This window comes from Halomicronema hongdechloris C2206 (assembly GCF_002075285.3).
GTDB classification, from domain to species: domain Bacteria; phylum Cyanobacteriota; class Cyanobacteriia; order Phormidesmidales; family Phormidesmidaceae; genus Halomicronema_B; species Halomicronema_B hongdechloris.
In genome coordinates, this window is sequence record NZ_CP021983.2 from 3,659,619 (window position 1) to 3,684,923 (window position 25,305).

General features: G+C 55.8%; 21 protein-coding genes. 11 read left to right on the top strand and 10 right to left on the bottom strand.

From position 1 onward, the window contains the following. Positions 1-145 precede the first annotated feature (145 nt). Complete coding sequence (locus XM38_RS16630) at positions 146-3,061, bottom strand: DEAD/DEAH box helicase (protein WP_256995657.1); 2,916 nt, start codon at positions 3,059-3,061, stop codon at positions 146-148. 295 nt (positions 3,062-3,356) lie between these two features. Between XM38_RS16630 and XM38_RS27855 the strand changes: the two genes are divergently transcribed. After that, entirely contained in the window at positions 3,357-3,482 is a 126-nt protein-coding gene (locus XM38_RS27855; RefSeq protein ID WP_256995658.1) for a hypothetical protein, read from the top strand. A 47-nt stretch (positions 3,483-3,529) separates the two neighbouring features. Here XM38_RS27855 and XM38_RS16635 read toward each other — a convergent pair whose 3' ends face one another. Then, positions 3,530-4,324 carry an LmeA family phospholipid-binding protein gene (locus XM38_RS16635; protein ID WP_080806717.1) on the bottom strand — a complete coding sequence of 265 codons (795 nt, stop codon included), beginning with the start codon at positions 4,322-4,324 and terminating at the stop codon, positions 3,530-3,532. Between the two features lie 45 nt (positions 4,325-4,369). Next, on the bottom strand, positions 4,370-6,181 hold the full coding sequence (locus tag XM38_RS16640) for a proline--tRNA ligase (protein ID WP_088430450.1): 1,812 nt from the start codon (positions 6,179-6,181) through the stop codon (positions 4,370-4,372). 379 nt (positions 6,182-6,560) lie between these two features. Here XM38_RS16640 and XM38_RS16645 point away from each other — a divergent pair, with 379 nt between their 5' ends. After that, positions 6,561-7,349: an RNA polymerase sigma factor SigF gene (locus tag XM38_RS16645; protein WP_080806715.1), complete on the top strand. Its 789-nt coding sequence runs from the start codon at positions 6,561-6,563 to the stop codon at positions 7,347-7,349. Between the two features lie 57 nt (positions 7,350-7,406). Here the strand turns inward: XM38_RS16645 and XM38_RS16650 are convergent, their stop codons facing one another. Then, on the bottom strand, positions 7,407-8,147 hold the full coding sequence (locus XM38_RS16650) for a tetratricopeptide repeat protein (RefSeq protein WP_088430452.1): 741 nt from the start codon (positions 8,145-8,147) through the stop codon (positions 7,407-7,409). 530 nt (positions 8,148-8,677) lie between these two features. Between XM38_RS16650 and recF the strand changes: the two genes are divergently transcribed. Further along, positions 8,678-9,805, top strand: a complete 1,128-nt coding sequence (gene recF / locus XM38_RS16655) for a DNA replication/repair protein RecF (protein ID WP_080806711.1) — start codon at positions 8,678-8,680, stop codon at positions 9,803-9,805. A gap of 217 nt (positions 9,806-10,022) precedes the next feature. Here the strand turns inward: recF and radC are convergent, their stop codons facing one another. Next, on the bottom strand, positions 10,023-10,745 hold the full coding sequence (radC, locus tag XM38_RS16660) for a RadC family protein (protein WP_080806709.1): 723 nt from the start codon (positions 10,743-10,745) through the stop codon (positions 10,023-10,025). Between the two features lie 92 nt (positions 10,746-10,837). Between radC and XM38_RS16665 the strand changes: the two genes are divergently transcribed. After that, on the top strand, positions 10,838-11,251 hold the full coding sequence (locus tag XM38_RS16665) for a DUF1824 family protein (RefSeq protein ID WP_225889334.1): 414 nt from the start codon (positions 10,838-10,840) through the stop codon (positions 11,249-11,251). A gap of 25 nt (positions 11,252-11,276) precedes the next feature. Here the strand turns inward: XM38_RS16665 and XM38_RS16670 are convergent, their stop codons facing one another. Beyond that, positions 11,277-11,975 carry a response regulator transcription factor gene (locus XM38_RS16670; RefSeq protein WP_088430454.1) on the bottom strand — a complete coding sequence of 233 codons (699 nt, stop codon included), beginning with the start codon at positions 11,973-11,975 and terminating at the stop codon, positions 11,277-11,279. Positions 11,976-12,195: 220 nt separating this feature from the next. Here XM38_RS16670 and XM38_RS16675 point away from each other — a divergent pair, with 220 nt between their 5' ends. Further along, the gene (locus XM38_RS16675; protein WP_088430456.1) at positions 12,196-12,831 is read left to right on the top strand and encodes a peroxiredoxin; all 636 of its coding nucleotides are present in this window, start codon (positions 12,196-12,198) and stop codon (positions 12,829-12,831) included. Positions 12,832-12,928: 97 nt separating this feature from the next. Here the strand turns inward: XM38_RS16675 and XM38_RS16680 are convergent, their stop codons facing one another. The 3 genes from XM38_RS16680 to XM38_RS16690 form a co-directional block, all read right to left on the bottom strand. After that, positions 12,929-13,543 (bottom strand): rhomboid family intramembrane serine protease, encoded by a 615-nt coding sequence (locus XM38_RS16680; protein WP_225889335.1) that lies wholly within the window; start codon positions 13,541-13,543, stop codon positions 12,929-12,931. Next, on the bottom strand, positions 13,530-15,095 hold the full coding sequence (locus tag XM38_RS16685; protein WP_225889336.1) for an NAD(P)H-hydrate dehydratase: 1,566 nt from the start codon (positions 15,093-15,095) through the stop codon (positions 13,530-13,532). The genes XM38_RS16680 and XM38_RS16685 overlap by 14 nt, the downstream gene beginning before the upstream one ends. A 100-nt stretch (positions 15,096-15,195) precedes the next feature. Continuing rightward, positions 15,196-16,074, bottom strand: a complete 879-nt coding sequence (locus XM38_RS16690) for an SPOR domain-containing protein (RefSeq protein ID WP_137455148.1) — start codon at positions 16,072-16,074, stop codon at positions 15,196-15,198. A 293-nt stretch (positions 16,075-16,367) separates the two neighbouring features. Between XM38_RS16690 and mnmA the strand changes: the two genes are divergently transcribed. From mnmA to XM38_RS16705, 3 genes are all read left to right on the top strand, one after another. Beyond that, positions 16,368-17,471, top strand: a complete 1,104-nt coding sequence (gene mnmA, locus XM38_RS16695) for a tRNA 2-thiouridine(34) synthase MnmA (RefSeq protein WP_088430460.1) — start codon at positions 16,368-16,370, stop codon at positions 17,469-17,471. A 95-nt stretch (positions 17,472-17,566) separates the two neighbouring features. After that, complete coding sequence (sat, locus tag XM38_RS16700) at positions 17,567-18,742, top strand: sulfate adenylyltransferase (protein WP_088430462.1); 1,176 nt, start codon at positions 17,567-17,569, stop codon at positions 18,740-18,742. 20 nt (positions 18,743-18,762) lie between these two features. Continuing rightward, on the top strand, positions 18,763-21,045 hold the full coding sequence (locus tag XM38_RS16705; protein ID WP_088430464.1) for a caspase family protein: 2,283 nt from the start codon (positions 18,763-18,765) through the stop codon (positions 21,043-21,045). An 89-nt stretch (positions 21,046-21,134) separates the two neighbouring features. On the opposite strand, the gene XM38_RS16710 is transcribed toward XM38_RS16705, so the two are convergent. Beyond that, positions 21,135-21,698 carry a hypothetical protein gene (locus XM38_RS16710; RefSeq protein ID WP_080806692.1) on the bottom strand — a complete coding sequence of 188 codons (564 nt, stop codon included), beginning with the start codon at positions 21,696-21,698 and terminating at the stop codon, positions 21,135-21,137. A gap of 501 nt (positions 21,699-22,199) precedes the next feature. Between XM38_RS16710 and XM38_RS16715 the strand changes: the two genes are divergently transcribed. The 3 genes from XM38_RS16715 (at position 22,200) to XM38_RS16725 (ending at position 25,300) form a co-directional block, all read left to right on the top strand. Next, complete coding sequence (locus tag XM38_RS16715; protein ID WP_187329442.1) at positions 22,200-23,477, top strand: cyclic nucleotide-binding domain-containing protein; 1,278 nt, start codon at positions 22,200-22,202, stop codon at positions 23,475-23,477. Between the two features lie 179 nt (positions 23,478-23,656). Further along, entirely contained in the window at positions 23,657-24,355 is a 699-nt protein-coding gene (rpiA, locus tag XM38_RS16720; protein WP_088430466.1) for a ribose-5-phosphate isomerase RpiA, read from the top strand. A 129-nt stretch (positions 24,356-24,484) separates the two neighbouring features. Next, the gene (locus XM38_RS16725) at positions 24,485-25,300 is read left to right on the top strand and encodes a hypothetical protein (RefSeq protein WP_088430468.1); all 816 of its coding nucleotides are present in this window, start codon (positions 24,485-24,487) and stop codon (positions 25,298-25,300) included. Positions 25,301-25,305 lie beyond the last annotated feature (5 nt).

Consider the following 25,305-nt stretch of genomic DNA (forward strand, 5'->3'; position numbering starts at 1 on the left):
TGGATCGCAAGAAACTTTCTGCATATCTACCTAAAAAAGTTTCCGCATATTATCCAGATTTGGTTGGATAGCCGGAAAGTTTCCGCATATTTTAGCTGTAGTACATACAGGCTATCGTGTGGTAGAGATACCTGAATTCACCTCGTTATTCCATAATGGCGCGTTTATTGAGGGAAATCAGTTCCCGGAAAGCATCGTTATCCAGCTCCGTCAGCCAGGATTCATCGGAGCCGACGATCGCACCAGCCAGCTTTTTCTTGTCTTCGATCATCTGGTCGACGCGTTCCTCCAGGGTACCGATGGCCACAAACTTATGCACAAACACATTCTTCTTCTGGCCGATGCGGAAGGCGCGGTCGGTGGCCTGATCCTCCACCGAGGGGTTCCACCAGCGGTCGAAGTGAAAGACGCGGTTAGCTTTAGTGAGGGTGATGCCCACACCCCCCGCTTTCAGGGACAGCACAAAGGCCGAGGGTTCCGTCTCCGGATCCTGAAACTGGGTGATCATGGCTTCCCGCTTTTTCCGGGAGGTGCCGCCGTGTAAGTAGTAGGTGTTGAAGTGGCAGGTGTGGCGCAGGTACTTTTCCAGGGCGGCTCCCAGCTCGGTGAACTGGGTAAAAATCAGCAGGCTTTCCTCCTCAGCCATGGCTTCTTCCACCATCTCGGTGAGGCGGGTGAGCTTGTGGGAGCGGGCCGCCGTAAAGTCGCTACCGTCTTGTAGAAACTGCATGGGATGGTTGCAAACCTGCTTCAGCTTCATTAAAGTGCTGAGGATCAAGCCCTTACGTTGGATACCTTCGCTGCCCTGCAACTGCTCTTCCACGTCCTTCACCACGGCTTCGTAGAGGGAGGCCTGTTCTTTGGTTAAGTTGCAGAAGAGTTTTTGCTCCACCTTATCGGGCAGGTCTTTGATGATGGACTGATCCGTCTTCACCCGCCGCAGAATGAAGGGTTCCACTAGCTTCTTGAGAGTGGCAGACTGCCGGGGGCTATTGTCTTTCTGGATCGGCAGCTCAAAACCGCGACGAAACTGGGCCTGGGTACCCAAATAGCCCGGATTCAAAAAGTTGAAGATAGACCACAGGTCCATGAGTCGATTTTCGATGGGGGTGCCGGTGAGGGCCAGCCGATGGGGTGAGGAGAATTTAAGGATGGCCTTGGTCAACGCTGCCTTGGGATTTTTGATGTTCTGGGCCTCGTCCAGCACAATCCGGTGCCACTCGATGCCGTTGAACAGCTTGGCATCCTTACGGGCCAAGGCGAAGGAGGTAATCACGATGTCGTGGTCCCGGCAGAGTTGTTTGAAGTGCTTGGATTCCTTGGCCCGATCGCTACCATGATGCACCACCGCCCGAATCTCCGGGGCAAACTTGTGGATTTCGTGAAACCAGTTGCCGATGACAGAAGTAGGAGCAACTAGCAGGGTGGGAGGGATTCTTTGCCCCTGCTCCGCCTGAGCCTGTTCCCGCTCCTGCAGCAGGCGGGCGATCACCTGCACGGTTTTCCCCAATCCCATATCATCGGCCAGACAGCCGTTGAGACCCAACTGCTCCAGGTATTGCAACCAGGAAACGCCCCGCTTCTGGTATTCCCGTAGGTTGCCCTGGAAGGTTTCAGGATCGTCCACCGGCTGCAGCTGACCCTTGTTACTGAGCTTCTCCAGCATCTCGGCCAGGGCATCGTTGCGATCGCACTCGACCTCGAGCTCGTCGCCATCTCCCTCCGCCGTCAGCTTGATGAAGTCCATCAGGCTCATTTCCGGATTCTCCGCCTGCTGGGTCTGCCAAAACTCCAGCATCTGCCGCATTTTGTCCTGGTCCAGCTCCATCCACTGGCCGCGAAACTTAACCAAGGGGGTCTTGGCATTGACTAACTGGTTCCACTCCTGCTCGGTCACCCGTTCCCCGCCAATGGCCAGCTCGTACTGGTACTGCACCAGGGTCTCGAAGGAAAAATAGCTTTTGGCTTTGGTATTGCCCCCGAGGGATTTGCCCTGGGCCTTGAGGCGGACCTTGGCGCGCTTGCGTCCCTTGGGAGTCCACCAGGCGGGGACGATCACCTTGTACCCGGCGTTCTCCAGCACCCAGGCCGATTCCTTCAGGAAATTGAAGGCGGCGTCCAGAGCCAGAGTAATGCCGACGGGCTGGTCCGTCTCCAGTCCCTGCCACAGGTCAGGATAGATGCGGGCGGCATAGCCCAGGTTCAGCAGTAGGTTTTGCTCGAACTCACCCCCCAGCTGAGCTTTCACCTGGTTCTGCTGTTTGGGGCGCATGCGCCAGTAGTCCTCCAGGGAGACTTTCAGAGACGGATCATGCTTGGGGGCCACCTGAAACTGGAGTTGCCAGGGTTCCTCGGGCTTAACCGGGTCTTGCAGATGAAAATAGAGGTAAAAAGGCTGGTCGGTCTGGGTGCGGACGATGCGATCGCGCCAGGCCTGCCACTGTTTGAACTGCTCTAGCCGGTCTGCTGTCGTCCAATAGGTGCCACCGCTGGATTGTTTCAGGCAGGCGTAAATCACTGAATCCGCAATGGTTTTTTCGTAGCCCTGGGTGGCGTAGGTGTGGGTGATGATATCGGTCAGCAAACAGTCAGAAAAGTGACGCAGCAGGGAGAGGCGATCATAAACTTGTGGCGTGTCTGGGGGCGCTGCGAAGCCCGCCGCACACATCAGCGGCATATAGTCCACATACTGCTGCAGGGTGGTTTCATAGGCTTCACCGATAAACTCCCAACCGGGATAAATCTGAAACGTACCCACTGCGTCGGACTTGGTTTTGCGCTTAGCTTTTGCAGCTTTGGGAGCTTGTAGCTGCCGATATTTTAGGGCTGGAATGTATTGATCTTGAAAGATAATGCGCTTCCAGGCCTGGGTGACATGAAACCAAAACAGTAGGTCGGCCCCCATCTGGATGTCGCTGAGATGGTGCATGGCGATGAAGTGCACATCATTCAGCAGAGGCACCACATTATTGACCACAGACTGGCTATAATTACTGGTTTTGGCGGCGGTTAAGGTGGGGTAACAGTCCACCTGCCAGTACTCAAACTCGAAGCGATCCACAGGTAAAATGCACCCGATTGAATAAACTCAGGCTTCGCATCCGGAATCCAGGTACCGTGAAGAATCTGCATACAGCGTTTTTGAAGCTAGTGAGGCACACGGATGACCATGAAACTCCTTGATATCAGGAGGTAAGTTATACCTCACCCAGCAAGGAAATGCTGTAGCCATCCTGACTCTTTCAGCATCCAGGGGAACTGACCATGAAGACATTCCCACTCAACCGATATCCTAATCATACTGACTCTCATACTGACTCATACAGAGTACTGGCTTTCATCATGACGGCCGTCCCATGGGTAAACAACAAAAGCAATTTGGTCATCAACCTCCTCTGCACAACTTCTTCTTCAATCCTTCTGAACCGTTACATCTGGGTCAAGGAAGAGTGATGACGGCCAGCGCCTTGCCCTACGGTTGACCCACGTTGGTTCCTGGCTCTCCGTTCTCTGCCCTTCGCTCACCGACCTACTCCATTAACCAAGGAGACGATGGTTCTACTTTGACAAACATGACTATGTCCAGACTGTTGTCTTGGATGGCAAACTGCAGTACCCGCATCCCTATGCCTGAGTCTTCTAATTGGCGTAGACTCAGCCGAGATTGCATCCCCCCTAGCAACGAGCGCAATACTTGCGCCGGAACCACTTGCCCATCCACAGTGAGGACAGGATCGAGCAATTGCAGCTGGTGGCCCGATGCGATCGCAACCCCCACCTCCAGCTCAATGGGCAAGGTATCCGCAGAAACCGTATCCTGCAGATCCAGAGCCAACTGCAGGCGGTTATCCGGAAGGAGGGCCAAGCGAGGATTCGTGAACTCGTAACGATTAGCCTCGCGAGCAGTTTGCCCCGGCAGAGCAAATTCCAACGCCTGCAGTTGCTGCTGCAGCCACGCCGACTGTAAGAACTGATTGAGATCTGCTTCTCGCAATTCCAGATGCATGGCGGCCTGCAGGGGCCGATCCAGTGCAATCTCTCCCCGACGCAATGCCCCTATACTCACATCGATGGGATCGCTCTCCAATGCAAATCGATTGATGCGGAAATCCGCCACCGGATACAGACCTTGGCCCGCAATCCGCACCCGCTCCAAGCGGCCATTCAGCAGCTGCAAAGTCGAGGCATTATCCACCCGCACCTGCAGCGCTTCTGCAGCCACCAGTTGATCTCGAATGGCATCCGCCGCCAATTTGTCGACCACAACCCCCACCGGGGACCCTAGGGCCAATAGGCTAGCCAACACCACTGCGATCGCATCCATTGCCCTGCCCTCGTATTAATTCCATCTCTTAATCACAGCCCCACGCTACGCCGCCAGGGCCTCATCTAGCCACTGCTTCACCGTCGTCACCACCGCCGCCACAGGGATTTCCTCCGACTCATGGCTTCTCCGTTTCACCACCTCCACCCGGCCCTGCTTCAAGGAACGGCCAGTGACAATGCGAAACGGGATGCCAATCAGATCGGCATCCTTAAACTTAACCCCGGCCCGTTCCTGGCGATCGTCCAGCAAGGTTTCCACTCCGGCCGCGGTCAAATCGCGATAGAGCGTCTCCGCCGCCGCCACCTGGTCGGCAGCAGCCTGGTTGGGAATGACCACAATGGCCTGGTACGGGGCAATAGCCACCGGCCAGATGATGCCATCCTTGTCGTAAGACTGCTCCACCGCCGCCTGGGCCAGTCGAGACACCCCCACGCCATAACAGCCCATCCACAAAGGCACTTCTTCCCCCGATTCCGCCGTGTACGTGGCCCCCATGGCTTCAGAATACTTCTGCCCCAGTTGAAAAATATGGCCGATTTCAATGCCCCGCGCCGTTTTCAGCGTCTGAGCCGGATCATGGACGGCCCGATCCCCCACCTTAGCTGCCCGCACATCCACCACTAGCTTGGGGATTGCATACTCTTGGTTCCAGTTCCCGCCGACGGTGTGATAGCCCGCTTCATTCGCCCCAGTGACAAAATTCTTGAGGTCCACCACCGTCTGGTCTGCCATCCGCAGAAACCTGGGCTCCAGATGCTTTACCCCAGAGCGAATATAGTCGTCCGAGAGATCCGGCGCGATGTACCCCAACGGCAATGGTTTAGCTGTCCACTTCCCTTGAGCCGCCTGATCCGGGACATCCAACCCAATTACCGTGCTGGCACCATAGTTGGTAGCTAGCTGCGACAGCTCGTTTTGCAGCTTAGTGTCATTGACATCCTGATCACCCCGAATGCTGACCAGCACCAAGACAGTGCGGCCATTGTCGTAGACTACTTGGTACAGCACGTTCTTAACGATCTGCGTCGGTGAACACTGCAAGAAATTAGCTAGGGTCTCAATGGTGGGCGTGTTGGGGGTCTCCAGCTTCTCGTAGGTCTTAAAGGGAGACGGCACTACCTCGGCGGGGAGAGACACGGCTTTCTCCACATTGGCGGCATACTGACCATCGTCGGTGTACAGTACCTCATCTTCTCCGGCTGCGGCCAGCACCATAAACTCCGTCGAGCCAGAGCCTCCAATGGCACCAGAATCGGCATCCACGGCTCGGAACTGGAGCCCACACCGCTGCAGGATCTTCGTGTAGACAATATACATATCGGTGTAGGTTCGCTTGAGGCTGTCCTCATCGACGTGGAACGAGTAGGCGTCTTTCATGATGAACTCGCGCCCCCGCATCAAACCAAAGCGGGAGCGAATCTCATCTCGAAACTTAGTCTGGATCTGATATAGATTCAGAGGCAGTTGCCGGTAGGAGCGAATCATGTCCCGGGCAATGGCCGTGATCACCTCTTCGTGGGTCGGTCCCAATCCCATTTCCTGATCGCGGCGGTCGATTAGGGAAAACATGATGCCCTCGGCCTTGGTATAGGTCTCCCAGCGCCCCGACTCTCGCCACAGCTCCGACGGTTGTAACTGGGGTAGCAAGCATTCCTGAGCCCCGGTGGCATTCATCTCGTCCCGCACGATAGCCGATACCTTATTCAGCACTCGCCACAGCAATGGCAAGTAGGCATAGACACCATTGGCAATACGACGCATATAGCCAGCCCGTAGCAACAGCTTGTGACTGGGAATTTCCGCCTCTGCCGGATCCTCCCGCAGGGTAACAAAGAGCATTTGCGACAGTCGCATAGATGGGTCCCTTCCCGTTGACAGCGCCTATTTCAGTTAAGTCTAGACCATCACCCATGACCTAAACCGTTAGACACAGCTTCGATTCGACGGCAGTTTACTAATGAGTTCGCAAAAAAAGTTTACATTTCCACTGCTAGCCCCATATCCAAGGGGGTAAACCAGTCAACCTCCCATCAATCAAGGCACTTACGGAGGGGAACTTGCTTACGCACTCACTCAGCTACAGAAGATGCGCCACTAAAACCTCAGTGGATATACAGAGCTCTCCGCTGGGGGCGCTTGAGAATCCCGTAGATCAACGATGGTGGCCTAGCGTCAATCTTTCGAGAATGGATGCAGTTCTCAATGGAACGTCCTTAAGCAAGGTTACTGGACAATGGCTACTCAAACCCCTTCCCTCCGCTCCCGTGGTATCGAACTATTGATGGAATACCAGCATAATCCATCGGTGCAGTTGCGCAATCGTCTCGTTCGCTTAAACGCAGGGCTGGTTCGCAAAATAGCTCATCGAGTCAGCCATCAATGTTCAGAACCCTACGAAGACCTAGAACAAATCGGCTTCATCGGACTGATTCGAGCTATCGAACGCTTCGATCCCAGCCAGGGCTGTGCCTTCAGTTCCTTCGCAGTCCCCTATATCCGGGGTGAGATTCTTCACTTCTTGCGGGATCGGGGCAACACCATCAAGATCCCTCGCCGTTGGCAAGACTTGCAAAAGGAAGCGCAGAAGAAACAACTCGATTTAATCCATCAGCTTGGCCGCAATCCTAGCGATGATGAAATGGCCAACGTCTTGAAGATTTCAGTCGCAGAATGGCAAGAGGTCAAGATCGCTCATAAGAATCGCACGCCCCTGAGCCTAGATGCGTCGGTGAGACCTCAAGATGAGCCCCATCCCACCACCTTGGGCGATACCTTACCCGATGCCCACTACGAAGTTCTGCAGAGTTTAGACGAAGACCGGCAACAGCTGCAACGGGCCATGAGCCAACTCGAAGAGACAAGCCGGGCTGCCATCGAGCATGTATTTTTGCATGGCCTTTCCCGCAAAGAAGTTGCCGAGCAAATCGGGGTCAGCCCCATGACGGTCACCCGCCGCATTCATCGGGGCCTGAAGGATATGGTAGATCTCTTACAACCCCAAGTACTCCAAACCGATCCATAATCCTGAATCGGCTCCCCGGCTAGGTGGACCCGGTAGTTCCTCAGTGAGTTGCTAGAGTCAGTTATTGGGAGCAGGTTCTACGGCATCCGGCTGTACGGGTAATTCTCCTGTCCTTAGATAGTTGGCTTGCTCTCGCAAGGAGTCGGCCCATTCATCATTCCCAGCCGCTTGGATCAAGTCGGCTGCCGCTTCAAAATCTCGAATCAGGGCAGAGCGAATCAACGGCGGTAAGTCTTGGGGGCCTGTAAACCGATCGCCCATAGTCAGATAGGCTTGCCCCAGGTAAGCATCGGCTCGCCCTAGATAGGCGGAGGGCTGTTCAGCATCAATGGCAATCGCCTCACCAAAGGCCTCGATGGCCGCCTCATAGTCTTGTTGCTGAGCCAGCGTCGCCGCCTGGTTATAAGCCACTTCGAAGGGGGTGGCGTCTCTGACAACGAGTGAATAGTCTCCTCCGGAGCCTGAGAAAGACCGGGTCACGACGGTGTAGCTGCCGTCGGTGGGTAGGGTAATGATGATGGTGGAGTTAAGGGTGCCGCCGTAGTCATCGTTGTAGGCAATTTCTTCGCCGTCGGGCGCCTGCAAAGACAGCACCGGATCAAACTCATCACTCTCTAGAACGATAGTAACGGCTTGCTCGGCTTTGCCCTCAAAGGTATAGGTGTGTTGGGCAGGTGGCAGGTCATTGTCTTGGCGCAGAATATCCTCTGCCTTCACGGGGGCCAGACTGGTTGCGATCGCACCCGCTGAGCAGAGGGCAACGGTAGCAAATCTCAGCCAAACACGGGATGTAACCATAATGGATAGTCTCCTATATAGGCTCCTGCAGACATATCAAGCCGTTGAGCGGACGCACGAACATGGTTACGACCAATTGCTAAGGGCAGTGACGCGGCCGGCAGGTCGCTACTCCCAAAGCGTTATACAGAATGCGTCTCTACTAGCTTATCCAGCCAGTCTCGTAATCACTAACGCCCTCCACTAACATCCCCTCAGCGGACCTATGAACCGTGACCCTGCAGTCAGGCTTAGTCAGAGCCATTCATCGTCCCGATTACTACTGGGTTTTCTAGGGTATCTGAGGCTGTTTCTGGCGGCAACATGACTTTCCTAGCAAGGGCTCTGGTCCAACAGTGGCTCGGGAGATAGGCAACCTGAATATACCTCTGAGACCATAGGGTCCGAGGCAAAAGGGTAGCTCAAGCTTAACCCTAGATATTCGATGGCAACCACTAAAGCCTGATTAATAGGCAACCGTTGCTGTCCCCAAATAGAATACACATTGGCCGGGGTGATGACACGCGTTCCCCTCTGATTGACCAGGCTGCATGTATTTGAAGACTCTGCATTTGAAGCACTTTCGCAACTACAGTGAGCAGGCGGTCGAGTTTTCGGCAGCAAAAACCATCCTGGTCGGAGCAAATGCCCAGGGTAAGTCCAATTTGCTGGAATCGGTGGAGCTATTAGCCACCCTCAAGTCTCACCGCACCAGTCGCGATGGAGACTTGATTCAGGAGGGGAAGTCCCTAAGCCAAATTGCGGCCACGGTACAGCGGCAACTGGGACCAGTGAATCTGGGCTTGGTGCTGCGACAGGGCAGCCGTCGCACTGCCACAGTGCATGGGGAGAAGCTGCGGCGGCAGTTGGATTTTTTAGGCCACATCAATGCGGTGCAGTTCTCGTCCTTAGACCTGGAGCTAGTACGAGGCGGACCAGGGGTGAGGCGACAGTGGCTAGATACTCTCTTGATGCAGCTAGAACCAGTGTATGCCTATATTTTGGGTCAGTATCAGCAGGCCCTGAAGCAACGCAATGCCCTGCTGCGGCAGGCGGATAGTGATGGTCCGTCTGATAGGCAAATTGATGCTCAGCAACTGGCCCTATGGGATGCCCAATTGGCTGCCCTTGGCACTCGGGTAATGCGGCGGCGGGCCAGGGGGCTGGAGCGATTAGCCCCCATCGCTGGCGCTTGGCATCAGGCCATTAGTGGGGAGACTGAGGTGCTGGACACTCGCTATCAGCCCAATGTGCCAGTGGAGCAGGATGATGCCAGTCACATTCAGGCGGCGTTTTTGGATAAGATCCGGCAGCGTGCGATCGCAGAACAGCATCAGCACACGACGCTGGTGGGTCCCCATCGCGACAACATTGACTTCACCATCAACGGCACTCCCGCCCGTCAATACGGATCCCAGGGGCAACAGCGAACGCTGGTATTGGCCCTGAAACTGGCAGAACTGAATCTGATTGATGAGGTGATTGCAGATCCACCGCTGTTGTTACTGGACGATGTGCTGGCAGAACTCGACCTAAGTCGCCAGAACCAGCTATTGGATGCCATCCAAGACCGCTTCCAAACCCTGATCACCACCACCCACTTAGGCTCCTTCGATGCTCAATGGCTGCAGTCCTCCCAGATTTTAAAGGTGACAGCAGGGCAGATTGTGAGCGAGTAGGGCAGTGGGGGAGTTTTGAATGTTAAGTTTTGAATTAAAGCACTACTGAGAGAATTCAAACCTAAGAACTTAAAACTCAACACTATCTCCTTGCCCCTGTACTCCATCACCCATCTACTGCTTTTCCGCTCTCCCTATGCCCTCCGGGCAGGCAAAGCCTTTCATGTCGCTTGGCGAAACGACACCGCTCAGGGCAAGCCGTTCGCCGTTCGCCCCATCACTCTTCTTCCTGCCAAAGATTGGTACTCTGCCGTAGACTGCGAAAGTCGCCGTTGCCGAGAATCAGGTGATCGAGGACGGGAATGCCGAGGATTTTGGCGCCTTCCAGCAGTTGTTGGGTGAGGGATAGATCGTCGGCACTGGGTTCCAGGTTGCCACTGGGATGGTTATGGGCCACGATGCAGCGCACGGCACCGTGGCGAATGACTTCTCGGAAAATATCTCGTGGGTGGGCTAGGGTTTCGGTGGCAGTGCCGATGGTGATGACGCGGATGCCCAGAATCCGATGCTTGATGTCGAGCAGTAAGACGGCGAAGCGTTCTTGGCTCTGCCACATCAAGTCGGCACTGAGGGCGGCGGCGGCAACGGCGGGATCATCCACGACGGCCCGGTCGGCAGGTTTGCTTTGCAGCACCCGTCGGCCCAATTCGATAGCGGCTAGGATGGTGGTGGCTTTGGCGGCACCAACTCCAGAAATCTGCATCAGATCATGGGCTGACACCGTCCGTAGAGTATCCAAGGCGTCTCGCTGATCGCGGCTGAGTTCTTGCAAAATTAATTGTCCCAGGCCAACGGCTGACAGCTTGCCCGGGCCTTGCCCCGTGCCCATGAGGATGGCCAGAAGTTCGGCGGTGGAAAGGGTGCGGGCTCCATAGTGTAATAGCCGTTCCCGAGGCCGCTCCTCGGATGGCATGTCCATGACCCGTACGTGGTATGTCATTATGGCCCTCTGGCAGTAGGGTAGAGGGAGAGGCTACTGTCCCTTTGCTAGTAATCCCGCTGGGATGCGATCGCATCACACATCACATGACTATGGCTGGTTCTACTGAAATTACGGCCCTGCGCCGCCATCTGGCTCGCTTCAGCTGTCTAGAGGTGCCGCCCACTCTATCACCGCAGGAGCGACAGACCCTACGAGAGGAGTTATTACAGTTCAACCAGCTCTCAGACTATCAGACCCTGGGGATCTGCGTGGAGTCTTTAGATAAAGCGCAGGCAGCCCTGGAGGCCTATGTCGCAGCCTTGGGAGGACAGTGCACACTCACCCTCACGGCCGATCACGCTGGGCCTTTCTACATCAAATTCAATACCCTCAATGACAAGGGCTATGTTAATCGCTACGACGGTCCCTCCCGGGGGGTTTTAATTACCTACCACGCCTCTGAGGTGGATGAGGTGAATGGCACCTATGGACCATTTCCGTTGGATCTCTTCAGTGGTAATTGAATCAGTGGCGATTGCAGCTGCCCGATCAGGTGCTAATGAGCCCATGTTCTAGGGCATAACGTACCAGCTCGGTGCGGCTATTGGTGCCGGTTTTGCTGAACAGGCGACTGACATACTTCTCGACATTGCGGACGCTAGTGTCGAGGCGGCGGGCGATTTCCTTATTCATTAGGCCTTCCGCCACCAGATCTAAAACACTCTGTTCCCGTGGGGTGAGATCGATGCGGATAGGGGTGGGGGACTGAGAGACGCTTCCTTTTTGGGAGAGTAGAGCTCGAATTTCTTCGATCTGACGAGCCATGGTAGCCATGTCTGGGGGCGTGCCTGCCTCTGGCGATTGGGCCACCCGCCGCTGCATCAAGTTACCTACAATGGCGACTAATTCCTCGGGGTCAAAGGGTTTGGGCAAATAGGCATCACAGCCAGCGTTGTAGCCCTGGATGCGATCGCTAGTCATACCACGAGCTGTCAGAAAGACGACAGGTAGTCCCTTGAAACGAGGATCTTCGCGCACCTGAGCCAGAAACTGATAGCCATCTACCTGGGGCATCATGATGTCGGAAATCAGCACGTCTGGCATCCGTTCTTGCAGCCGCTGCCATCCCTCTTGGGCATTACTAGCCACCTCAACGCTGAAACCACTGTCCTCGAGATAGGCCTGAACCGCCTCCCGCAACCCGGGCTCATCATCGACCAAAAGCACATGTCCAGTCTCGTCTGCCATAGCTGATTCCGATGCTACATGCCCACTTTAGCGTTTTCTGATACCGAGCAGAACGCAGACCTCAGCAGGGGAAAACCGTTACCAAAGTAGGGGAAGCACGATAGCATAATTAAGAAAACCTCTAAACTCCGACCGAAATACCGGAGTTTATGGCAAACTCATGATGCGCGTGCCTGAGTGGGCCACGCAACATCGACTGAATTCACGGAGAGGCTTCACGATGACACTGCAATTAGGCGACACAATACCGAATTTCACCCAGCAAACCACCGAGGGTGAAATCAACTTTTACGACTGGGCTGGGGATAGTTGGGTGGTGCTGTTTTCGCACCCCGCCGACTATACGCCTGTCTGCACTACCGAGTTGGGCAGTGTAGCCAAGCTCAAGTCTGAATTTGAAAAGCGCGGCGCTAAGGTCATTGCCCTGAGTGTAGATGATGCCGATTCCCACCAAGGTTGGATTGGTGACATCAACGAGACCCAGAGCACGACGGTGAACTATCCCATCATTGCCGATGTGGATAAAAAGGTGTCGAATCTGTACGGCATGATTCATCCCAATGCCGACGCCAAGGTGACAGTGCGGACAGTATTTGTGATTGATCCCCAGAAGAAGCTGCGGCTCACCATTACCTATCCCCCTAGCACGGGTCGTAACTTCAACGAGATCTTGCGGGTGCTGGATTCTCTGCAGCTGACCGATAACTACAGTGTGGCCACGCCTGTGGATTGGCAGGACGGCGAAGATGTAGTGGTATCGCCCAAGATCCCTACCGATGAGGCTAAGCAGAGATTCCCGAAGGGAGTCACCGAGGTGAAGTCCTATCTGCGCATGACCCCCCAACCCAATAAGTAACGCCAGTGGGGACACGGTAAGTCGTGTCCCTAATTCCCTAGTTCTAATGTCGTGACGGGTTTCTATGCCCTGCTTTGACGGGTTACACTCTGACTCGTTATAGCGGTGTCATGAACCAGGGATGGAGCTGGGGCAAGGCTTGGGCCACCAAAATGCCACCGGCGAAGCCAAACAGGTGGCCGGTCCAGGAGCGCCCTCGCCGTAGAGGCAGTAGTCCCCAGAGCAAACTGCTGTAGGTGAGGCCCACAATTAATGCGATCGCAATGGCCATGAGGCTACGCTCGAAGTAGCCCATTCCCAGCAAAAATCCCAGATAGCCAAATACCAAACCACTGGCACCTAAATGATTGGTCTTGGGACGTCCCAGCAACCAAACCCCAAGGCCACTGATTACCCAGACAGCCAGAGTAATCGTCCAGAATAACGCCGTCTTCTGCCATAGGATCAGGCCCCCCAATACGGCTAGAGGCGCAGTATTGGCTGTTAAGTGGCCTAAATTGCCATGGAGTAACGGCGCCCATAGAATGCCCCAAAGTCCCCCCAATTGCCGGGGGCGAATGCCCATCTGGTCGAGGCTGCCTCGCAACGCCAGGGTATCTGTCAGCTCTAACATCCATAGCAGGATGATGAATCCCAGAAAGCCATGGGCTTCAGGAGGCAGCTGCCAAAGCCACTGTATCAACCACGTGCGCATTTCCTCAGGGCTGGGCATCGGCCATCTCCCGTACTAGGGTTGGTGTCAGATGGTGTAGTAGAGTCAACGGATCCACCCCCAATTCACTATGGACTGCGGCGGCCGCCCGCCCGGCCTGGGCATGCCACCAGACACCACTCAGGGCAGCGTTCATTAGCGCCAAGTCATGGCTGGCTGCAGCGCCTCCCACGACTTTTTGGGCGGCGAGACCACCGAGTAGACCGGTGAGGATATCCCCGCTACCTCCCCGGGCCAAGGCCGGAGTGCTATCGGGGGTCAACCACAGATGTCCGCGGGGATGGGCGATGACGGTGCGAGCCCCCTTGAGTACCACGATGGCTTGGCTGTAGTGGGCAGCGGCTTGGGCTTGACTCCCTGGCCAATCGGGGGCCTCCAACCCCTTGAAAAGGCGCTTGAATTCACCGGGATGGGGCGTCAGCAGGGTAGGCGCCGAGCGCTGCTTTAAGGCCGGGATGGGGGTCAACGTCGCTAGAATATTGAGGCCATCCGCATCCAGCAGTAGGGGCGATGGGGTAGCGATCACACGCTGCACACAGGCATTGGCAGCCAACGAGAGCCCCGGCCCACAGGCAATGACATCATAGGACTCCAGATCCATCGAGTCTGGTAGCTGGGCAATGGCACCATCAGGGGTTCTGGGCACGGAATCATCAAGGCCTCGGGTAGGGAGGCCGTCAGGACTGGCTTTCAGGGAAGCGGGTACAGCCAGGGTAACCATGCCGACGCCACTGGCCCGGGCCCCTAGTCCAGCTAGCAGGGCAGCTCCACTGTAGGTCTGGGAACCGGCTACTAACAGCAGGTGGCCGACGCGATACTTATGGGTATTAGCCAGGCGAGGCAGGGGTAGGCCCTCCCGGGCTATGGCCGCCGTGATTCGACCGACTTGGGGGCGTTGGCCTAGCACTGCCTCAATGTCGGACCAGGGAATATCAAAGTCGATTAGATGAACGCGCCCCAGTAAGGGTAGCGCTGAGTCTTGGAAACATCCCCGTTTCCACAGGCCTAGACAGAGGGTATGGCTGGCTCGAATAGCGGTGCCCAGGACATTGCCGCTATCGGTGTGGAGGCCTGAGGGTAGGTCAATGCTGACCACGGGCTGTGACCATTGGTTGATCTGCTCGACATCGGTTGCGATCGCACCCTCGATCGGTCGCTCCAGGCCAAAGCCAAACAGCCCATCGACAAGCAGATCACAGTCCGCAAGAGCCGCCAGCGATTCGGCCCAAAGAATACCGAGATGTTTAATATACTCGGCATGGGCCTGGGTCAGGTCCTTAAACTTTGCCAATGGCGCATAGACCCGCACATCATAGCCCCGACTGTGTAATTCCCGGGCCACCACCAGAGCATCACCGCCATTGTGCCCTGGTCCTGCAACCACTCCTATCCGAGGATAAATCCTCAAATCAAAGTGATCCTCTAGCCAAGTCGTGATGCGCTGGGCCACCTTCTCCATCAACGCGGCCACTGGCATCCCGGCGGCAAACAGACGCCCCTCAATCTGGCGCATCTGCTCCGCGGTTACGACACACTGCTGAATTGGCACCATAGCTCGGGAATGAGTCTAAACCTGACAGGTTAGGGGGGAAATCGCTCTGGCGCTAGAGTCACAATAGACACCAGACCAGCTTGCTCCCACCATAGGATGCTCAGGGCTCATAGTGTACCCGAGCTGACCGCCACCCAGCATCCCGCAGATAATCCGTCCACTCAGCGGCTAACCCTCGATCGCTAAACGGACCAACGGCCACATGGGGACCGCGGGGAGACTGACGAGCATGCACTTGATCCGCGGGAGTCCCTAATTGAATAATCTGGCTCCGCAGCTCCGCCAATTCTTGGGACCTTGCCGGGATCACCACATAGTAGGGAGCATTGGCCACTTGGGGAGGCGCCGTGGCTGTCGTCTCCGAGACAGGGGCCGCAGGAGAAGCCCCCTGCAAAGATTGGCCAAACTCTATATTTTGAGGTGTTGCCGCCACCGGTAGGGGCGGCAGGCTACCAGAGCTGCTGCTGGTGCTGATCGTAGGGGCTGGGGGAGTGTTATAGGTCATAGCTGCCGGAACGGTTGCAATCCTGGCTTCGATTCCCAGCATCGACAGCTCACTGGCGCGGGTCTGGGCATTATCGGCATGGTTAAATCGACCCACCTGGATCACCGAGCGACCTTCATGGCGGCTGAGAAAGGCTTCCGGCTCCACTTGGCGGATTTGATCGAGCAGCAGCGGACTATTGCCATTCACAAAGACGATGTATTGCTCGCCGCTGGTTGGCAGGGGGGCACTACCGACACTCGATGCCGGTGGTGGCGGTGGCGTATCTAAGACTTGGGCCAGGGGTTCTGCCAGAGGTTCTGTAAGACGCTGGGCTTTGGCAGCCCTATCTAAGATGAGTCCCCAACTACCGACTAGCAGCAATAGGAGTATCCCCAGTCTGACCTGGCGGCCAAATGGGCTGTAGCTATGCTCGCAGGAGCGCCCTGCCGACTCAAGCGGGAAAGAGGTTACGATGTAAAGGGGTTCCGTCATGATGAGGCCCAACTTTAGAAAGCATTAATGATTGCCCGAAAAATATTGACGCAAAGCTTATAACATCATTCCTTCAGATGGACATGTGAATGTTAGCCTAGAGCTGGCAATTGCAAAACAAAAATTTACAGGTTGACAGAATACGATCCTCGTCGATCTTTGATCTCACGGGACTACTGCCATGGATATCCGGCTTAGGGCCGGCTATCGGTGGTTAAGGTCGTCAACTTAGACGTTATAAGCTATGGGTGATAGAGGTCATTGTGCAGAAGGGAAGATAAGTAAGCGAGGCCATGGAGAAAGTAGTCGTCGGCCTTTCCGGAGGAGTAGATAGTTCTGTCGCAGCTGCGACCCTACATCATCAGGGATATGACGTGATTGGACTGACCCTGTGGCTGATGAAGGGAAAAGGGCAATGCTGCTCAGAAGGTATGGTAGATGCGGTGCGCCTCTGTGATGAGCTGGGAATTCCCCATCATCTAGTCGATAGTCGCGATGTCTTCGAACAGCAGATCGTTAACTATCTCGTATCTGGCTATCAACAGGGGGTTACCCCACTGCCGTGCTCTCAATGCAATCGAGCCGTTAAATTCGCTCCCATGTTGGCCTATGCCCAACAGCATCTCGGGGCAGAGAAAATCGCCACCGGGCACTATGCCCGCATTGCCCAAGACGCCCATACGGGGCGCTGGCAACTGCGCCGGGCGATAGACCTGAGCAAGGATCAATCCTATTTCCTTTACGACTTGCCTCAAGAGCTCCTAGCTGCATCCTACTTTCCGCTAGGCAACCAAACTAAAGCCGAGACTCGTCGCACTGCCGCTGATCTGGGTCTTCACACAGCGGCCAAGCCCGATAGCCAAGATCTTTGCCTGATCGAGCATCACGGCTCCATGCAGAGCTTCCTGGATAAGTACTTAGCTCCGACCCCTGGCGATATTGTCGATACTCAAGGCCGGATCTTGGGGCAACATGATGGGGTTCACCACTACACCATCGGTCAGCGGAAAGGGCTGGGTATCGCCGCTCCCCATCCCCTATACGTGCTTGACATTGATGTTGGGCGCAATCAGGTTGTAGTGGGAGAGCGAGATCAGGTTCACCAGCCTGACTGTGAGGTCAAGCAGGTCAATTGGGTATCCATTGCTCCCCCTAGCGCCCCCATTCGGGTACAGGTGCAAATCCGTTACCGTTCTCCAGCGGTAGCGGCTACTGTGGTGCCGCTGACTGATCCAAGCACCCCAGCGACGGGAGCGCGGGTAAAACTGGTGTTTGATGAGCCCCAGTTTGGGGTGACGCCAGGACAGGCAGCCGTCTGGTATGACCATGATCTGATTTTGGGCGGTGGTATCATCACAGCTCGGAACCAGGCCGCAATGACTGAGGTCAATCCTTAGCAGCGGTGGCAACGTCGACCGTGATCTAGGAAACCACTGGTTTCTAGATCAATTCGGTGCGTCGATATGAATTAATTGTCTAGGAAGAAGAGGATATTCACGTGAAAGATGGAATTGCGCCCCACGGCGGTACATTGATCAACCGACTGACGAGTCCTGAACAGCGCCAGACCTTTCTGGACAAGGCCGATACCTTGCCTCAGATTACCCTTGATGAACGGGCTTTTTCTGATTTGGTCATGATTGCCATCGGCGGCTTTAGTCCCCTGACAGGTTTCATGGGGCAGGCCGACTACGCCACGGTGGTCACCGATATGCGCTTAGCCAATGGCTTGCCCTGGAGCATTCCCATTACCCTATCGGTGGATGAAGCAGTGGCGGCTGAGCTGACGGAAGGACAGTTGGTACGGTTGGATGATCCCACCGGTCGCTTTGTGGGAGTGTTAGAACTCACGGAAAAATATACTTACGATAAGCAGCACCAGGCAATCCATGTGTATCGCACGGATGAGGAGAAGCATCCTGGGGTAAAAGTGGTCTATGAGCAGGGGCCGATCAATCTGGCGGGACCTGTTTGGCTGCTACAGCGCGATCCCCATCCCCTATTCCCCAACTACCAGGTTGACCCGGCCGACTCTCGGGCCATGTTCCGTCAGAGAGGGTGGAAGACCGTGGTCGGTTTCCAGACGCGCAACCCGATCCACCGAGCCCACGAGTATATTCAAAAATGTGCCCTGGAAACCGTAGATGGCTTGTTTCTGCATCCGTTGGTGGGGGCCACTAAAAAGGATGACATTCCCGCTGATGTGCGGATGCGTTGCTATGAAATTATGCTGGAACATTATTTTCCCCAAGACCGCGTAATTTTAGCGATTAACCCTTCTGCAATGCGGTACGCTGGTCCTAGGGAAGCTATCTTCCACGCCTTGATCCGTAAAAATTACGGTTGCACTCACTTCATTGTGGGCCGCGATCATGCTGGAGTTGGCGATTACTACGGTACCTATGATGCTCAGCACATCTTTGGTGAGTTTGAACCCGAAGAGCTAGGTATCATTCCCATGAAGTTCGAGCATGCCTTTTACTGCACTCGAACTGGGACAATGGCCACCACTAAGACCAGCCCCAGTACTCCGGAGGAACGTATTCATCTGTCGGGTACGAAGGTGCGGGAAATGCTACGCCGGGGCGAGTTACCGCCGGCCCAATTCTCTCGGCCAGAAGTGGCGGCAGAGTTGGTCAAGGCGATGCGAGTGCCCCAGGAAGTCTAAGAAGTGGATATAAAGACTCTGTGGGACTAAACCGACGGGCCTTTCTACAGCAGGTAGGCTTAGCGCTGTTGGCGTTGGGCGTGAGTGAATCCACGCTCATGGGTTGGGCTGGGCGCTATCAACAGGCGCTAGCCCAGCCGGCTCGTCGCAAGTTGGCATTGTTGGTGGGCATCAATGAGTATCCGGCTACGGTGCTGGAGGTGTCGGGGACTCAGCCCTTGGGGCTACGGGGCACGTTGATGGATGTGGAAATGCAGCGGGAATTGCTGATCCACCGCTTTGGCTTTTCTGCTAGCGATATTGTGCTTTTAACCAATGCCCAAGCGACCCGGACGGGGATCATTGATGCCTTCCAGCACCATTTAATCGATCAGGCTCAGCCAGGGGATGCAGTTCTATTTCACTTTAGTGGCTATGGCAGCCAGATTCGCTTAGCCGACCAGCCCGATGTCTGTCGGCGCAGTTTGGTGCCAGTGGATGGGCAGCTTCCCACTGAAAAACAGCCACAAATTGCCGATCTGATGGAAGATAGCTTGCATCAGTTGTTGCGGGCTCTTAATACCAGCCGAGTAACCACTGTGCTTGATGTGGGCTACCGCGAGTTGGGCCAGGTGCGTTGGGGTAATCTGCGGTCGCGATCGCGTCCCAATGCTCCCACGGGACAGCTAGATGACGCCACTCGTCAGCTCTGGGAGCGCTTGGGTCAGGGAGCTGATCCCTCAAACTCCTTGGGAGTGATATTACAGGCCAGTGGGGAGAATCAGATTGCCTTAGAAGGCGAGTGGCCTGACTTCAGTGCGGGGATTTTTACCTACGCGCTGACTCAACAGCTGTGGGAGTCTCTACCTAGTATCGATCTCAGAGTGGTGATGAGTCGGACTGGAACCACTGTCCAGCGTTGGACTGGCCCGGATCAGCAGCCCCAACTTCAAAGCCAAGCGTCTAGTTCTATGGCCATGACTCCTTACGGAGTGCCTTTGAAACTAACTCGCCCTGCTGATGGCATCGTTACGGACACTATGCCAGCAGACCACCGGGTGAAGCTCTGGTTGGGGGGATTACCTCCGGCGGTCTTGGCCTATTTAGGGGATCGCTCGGTGTTCAGTTGGGGAGATACCGATCAAGCCGAGGCAACGCTGGCAACCACTCTACAGATTCAGTCCCGTCAGGGATTAGTGGCGGTGGGTCAACCAAGAACGGCGGAGATGTCTTTGCCGCAGGTGGGCGAGCGCGTGTATGAACGGGTGCGAGTGTTACCGCGACAGTTGGATTTGGTGGTGGCTCTGGATAAAAGTCTGGAGCGTATCGAGCGGGTAGATGCGACCAGTGCCCTTTCTGGGATTCCTTTCGTGTCTTCTACGGTGGCCGGGGAACAACCGGCCGACTGTTTGTTTGGTCGCTTGCCTGCTAAGGCTAGGCAACTGTTGGCGTCAGCCCTGCCCAATTTCCATGAGACTAGTGACGCGATGCTTTCGATGGCTCAGGGGGACAGTGAGGCTGATCCGGCGGGAGGCTATGGATTATTTTCGCCTAATCGGACTCTTATGCCTGAGACCCTGGCCGACCATGAGGAGGCGGTAAAAACCGCGGTCAGCCGGATGACGCCCTATCTGCAGACCCTCTTGGCGGCTAAGTTATTGCGCCTAACCGATAACCAAACGGCGTCGCGGGTGGCGGTGCGGGCGAGTCTAGAGATGGTGGCTCCCCGGGAACGATTGTTGATGCAACAGCAAACGGTGCGATCGCATCCAGCTTTGCCTGAGAGTCGCTTAGCTCGCTTAATGCGGGATAATGGCTCGGCGGTGGCCCTCTCTGCCGACAGCCGTGTGCGCTATCGCATCGATAACTTTGGTCAACAGCCCCTCTATCTCACCCTCATGACCATCGACAGCAGTGGTCGGGCAGCTGTCTTTTCTCCGGGTATTTTTCAGGCTCGCCGAGGCGAGGAAGGATTAATTATCGATACGGATACGGCCGCGATCCCAGCCGGAGGCAACCTAGTCTTGCCAGATGCTAATGGCAACTGGGGTCTACCCAAATCAACAGCCTGGGTCGATACCTATCTATTGCTCAGTGTCCAACCCTTTCGCCGTACCTGGGAACGGCTGTGGACTCTCTTCGAAGGCTCTGGAGACCGCCGTCAGTTACGATCCCTAGAGGATCCCCTGACCATTGCCCGAGATATTTTGGCCGACCTGAACGCGGCTAGCCAGTCCCAAGAGGAAGAGACTAGTTCCTCCACTCCCTATCGTCTGAATATGGACACCTGGGCAACGCTGGCATTTCGATATCAGGTGGTGTAGACAGGGCCTATACCCAGAGTTGGAGGGTCACGGCCCAGCCCCCTTGTCGATTCGAAGCGGGCTAGGCTGGACCGGGCGAGATCGGTTGGTTAAACCGTGGTGGGACTAACCGCTAAGCCAATTAGCCCCCCCAGACCCAAGCCCAAGACACTTAAGGCAGCCAAAATTAAACTGGTCTGCAGGCGGCTGAACACCTGCAACAGCCGGTCACCAACTTCAGTGCTGATGACGGCACAGAGGGCGGCTACCACTAGGGCAACCAGACTCAGCTGCATCACTTGCCAGACTGCCGCTGTTGCTGAGACTTGGTCGAGATCATCGCTACCAGCGTAGTTTAGGGCGATGGCTAAGGCGGCGACGAAAGCACCACTACCCACCATGGCTAGCAGAGTCAGCAGGTTAGCCGGTAGCCAACGAAACTGAGCGAGGGCTCTCGCACCCGCCAATGCCAGGGCTTGGGCTAAAATTCCGGCCAAGGCTAAGGTCCAAATCCAGTAGGGGGCGGGAAATGTCGCTAAGATCAGGCCTGCTACCCCATACAGGAGCAAGGTGCCTGCAATCCAGCCCTTCGGCAGCCCTGGGGCGGCTAGTAGATGCCGTAGTCGCTTATTACCTTGAACGCCGCGGGTGGATCGCTTAGGAGATGGTTTCATGACCGATAGAGGATCATAGTGAACAGCTGCCTGAGTCAGTCAAGCATGTCAGGATTTAAACCTCGTCCAAGTATCCTAGGCTCACTCGTTGTTTATCAGGTAAGCCGTCATGGCTAAACTTGGCCGCCTCTAAACATTATCGAGGATGGGGGGTCACCATTGTGATGCTTGATGCAGTTGCCCTCCATGGGAGCAATTTAGCTGAGGACTCATCGGGCAGGCATGGGGGAACGGCTGTTAGAAGGTGCCAGGCCTCCTTGGCGCAATGTTGATTGGCAGACTGTGGTTGCCATGGTGCGGCATAGGGTGGCTTGGTAGTGGCTAATCCGTCTTAATTGAAACCGACTCGAGTTTGCCGCAAGATAGGTAGGATTAGCTGGCGATGGCTGCCATAATGCTTGAGGCGTTTATGGACTAGATAGCTCTAACACTAGGGTCTGGTCTGTGTTTCCCCAAGCCATCTGGCTGAGACGATGATGATCGCCACTAGGGCAACTGATTATGCTCACCGTGCCTGTTATCGCATTGCTGCAGGGATTGCTGGGGGCATCCAGTCTATTGATTGGAGCCATCGTCGGCATTATCTGGCAACCTGCGCGCACCTTCACGGCTGCTATCATGGCCTTCGGCAGTGGCACGCTGTTATCTGCGATCGCATTTGACATTACCGCTCCAGTCTTCGCCAGCAGTGGATTTTGGCCGTTGGTTGTGGGCTTTATCCTGGGAGGCACCCTATTCACTGTCATCATTCAATACATCGATGAGCGCGGCGGTTTCATTCGGCATCCCTCCTCCTCGCGGCGGTTCCTCTACCATCATCGCCAGGAAGCTGCCTCAGAGGTCCTCGACCGCATTGGTCATATCGAAATGCTGCACAGCCTGACGCCCTCCGAGATGCAGGCTATCATTCCTCTGCTCAAGCCATTGTCGGTGGGAGCTGGCACTATCCTTTGTCAGGAAGGAACGGCGGGCGATGCTCTATTTTTGATCGTCAGTGGCGAAGCTGAGATTCGTAAAGGGAATCAACGGTTGGCCATCTTAGGGGCTGGCGAGATGTTTGGGGAAATGGCGCTACTCACGGGAGAAGAACGGTCTGCCACGGTGCTGGCCCTGACCCCGATGGAGCTGTATGAACTGGATAAAATCGACTTCGATGGCATGCTGACCCGTTCTCCTCACTTGGCTAGCGGCCTCAGCCGAATTTTGGCCCGGCGTTTACGGGAGACCACCCAAGCTAAGCTGATCCGGATTGAATCGCCGGATCATTGGCGGCAACGGGTGTTAGATAGTGTCGAAGTCGATCTACCCATCTCCGAGCATCAGTTTCAGCAGCTAGCTCAGCGGTCGACACCGGTGGCTATTTTAGTCGGCACCCTGATCGATAACATTCCGGAGGCCTTGGTGATTGGATTCAATGCCGGGATTGGTCACCTCAATAGCGCCTTTCTAATGGCGGTGTTTATTTCCAATATTCCGGAAGCCCTATCCAGCTCCATTGGCATGAAACAGGCGGGAACGACGGCCCGGCGCATCCTGGCCCTGTGGGTTGGGGCGGTGCTGCTCAGCGGCCTTAGCGCCATGGCAGGTACGGCCTTAATGCACATCACCAGTGACTGGCTGGTGGGAGTGGCCCAGGCCATTGCCGGTGGGGCTATTCTAGCCATGCTCTCCAGCACTATGATGCCCGAGGCCTATGAAATGGGGGGCGGGTCTGTCACCTTCTCTACCATTGCCGGGTTCTTGGTGGGGTTCTGGGTCACCTCATCGCCTCTGGGCTGAGCCATGGTAGGGCCGACACGAGAAGGCATGGGAAGCCCTGGGAAGCAGCAGATAGATGGTGGCTGGGGTCGGTGTCAGCAGGGGCAGCCAAGATGGACTCGACGATAGTCTTTGAAATGGACCCACTTTAGGTCATGCTATAGACCGGACGCGATGACACTCAGCCAGGAGGTATCAATATGGATCCCGTTAAGTTGATGAAGCAGGAAGTGGGCCAGGCGGCAGCCGCTAAGGTCACTTCTGGGAGCATCGTCGGTCTGGGAACGGGATCGACCACGGCCTTTGCAATTCAGTTTATTGGCGAACGGCTAGCATCCGGTCAACTTACCGACATCAAGGGAATACCAACCTCCTTTCAAGCCTCGGTGCTGGCCAAGCAGCATGGCATTCCCTTGACCACCCTAGATGAAGTTGACCGGATTGATATCGCCATTGATGGCGCCGATGAGGTCGATCCGCAGCATAATCTGATTAAGGGAGGCGGGGCCGCTCACACCCGCGAGAAAGTCGTCGACTCCTTGGCTGACCAGTTCATTGTGGTGGTCGATAATTCTAAATTGGTAGACGTGCTGGGCAGTACGTTCCCCCTGCCTGTGGAAGTGTTGCCCATGGCTGTGGCTCCAGTGACTCGGGCGTTGCAGGCGCTGGGGGGACAGCCGGAGTTGCGCCTGGGAGTGCGTAAGGATGGCCCAGTCATTACTGACCAGGGCAATATGATCCTGGATGTTAAGTTCAACGCTATTTCGGATCCGGCCGCCCTGGAGAAAACCCTCAACAATATTCCAGGAGTGCTCGAGAATGGTCTCTTCGTCGGGGTCGCCGACGTGGTCTTGGTCGGAGAAGTTCAGGGTGACAGCGCCACTGTCCGCACCCTCTAGTCTAGAGGGAAATTGGTTGATGGCAGCCATCGGGGGGAGCGGCGTGGTTTAATACAGGATCGATTGGCCTCTGCAGCGTCATGGCTGTCTGGAGTGGACTGGCGACACTAGTGAGTGTGATATAGAGTTGTGGCACAGCATACCTGGCATTCTTCCCGCCATCGGTCCCCCTGGAATCAGGTGTTGCGTCAACTGGTACAGGCCTTTGGCTGGTTTGGTTTGGATCGCATAGCCGGGGCGGTGGCCCCAGGAATCCTACTGTGGCTGGTCGCCCTGACCGGGGGGGTGTTGTGGTTGCTGCATTGGCAGTTGGTAGTTGCGATCGCAACTGGGCTAGGGGGCGTCTATGGCATGAAATACTGGCCTCAGCTCACGCCTGAGCCGATCCCTCGACTGCAGCAATGGCTAGCCGCGTCCTGTCAGACTGCCTGGGCCCAGGGACTCGGGCTCATGGTCGGCACCTATGGCTTGTTGGCCCTAGGCACCAGCAGTGGCAGCGTCTGGCTACCGATCATCATCGCGGCCCAGATAGGTGGAATCCTACTGCTGCGGGACTGGCCATGGCCAAAAGCCAACCGCAGACTGTCCTATCCAGGCGATGGCCTTACCGCTGCGGAGGATATCGAGCCGCTATTGGAGCGCCTCAGCAACGAGGATCCCATGATCCGCCTAGTGACGGTGCGGCAGGTACTGCGCCAGCTCAGCCATCTACCCCAAGACAGGATTTATGTCCCCGGCACCGCTATTACAATTCACTCCCACGTCATTGACTGCCTCCACCTCATGCTGGCTCAGGAAACCGAGCCCCTGGTGCGCACTGCCATTCGAGATGGGGTGCGTCATTTGTATCCCCTGCCTCGGCTGCAACAGGGTAAACCGCCAGTGCAGCTTCACCGCCAGTCCCTATCGGTGCATCGTCACGCCGTGGAATACGTCGAGCCCTAATCAGC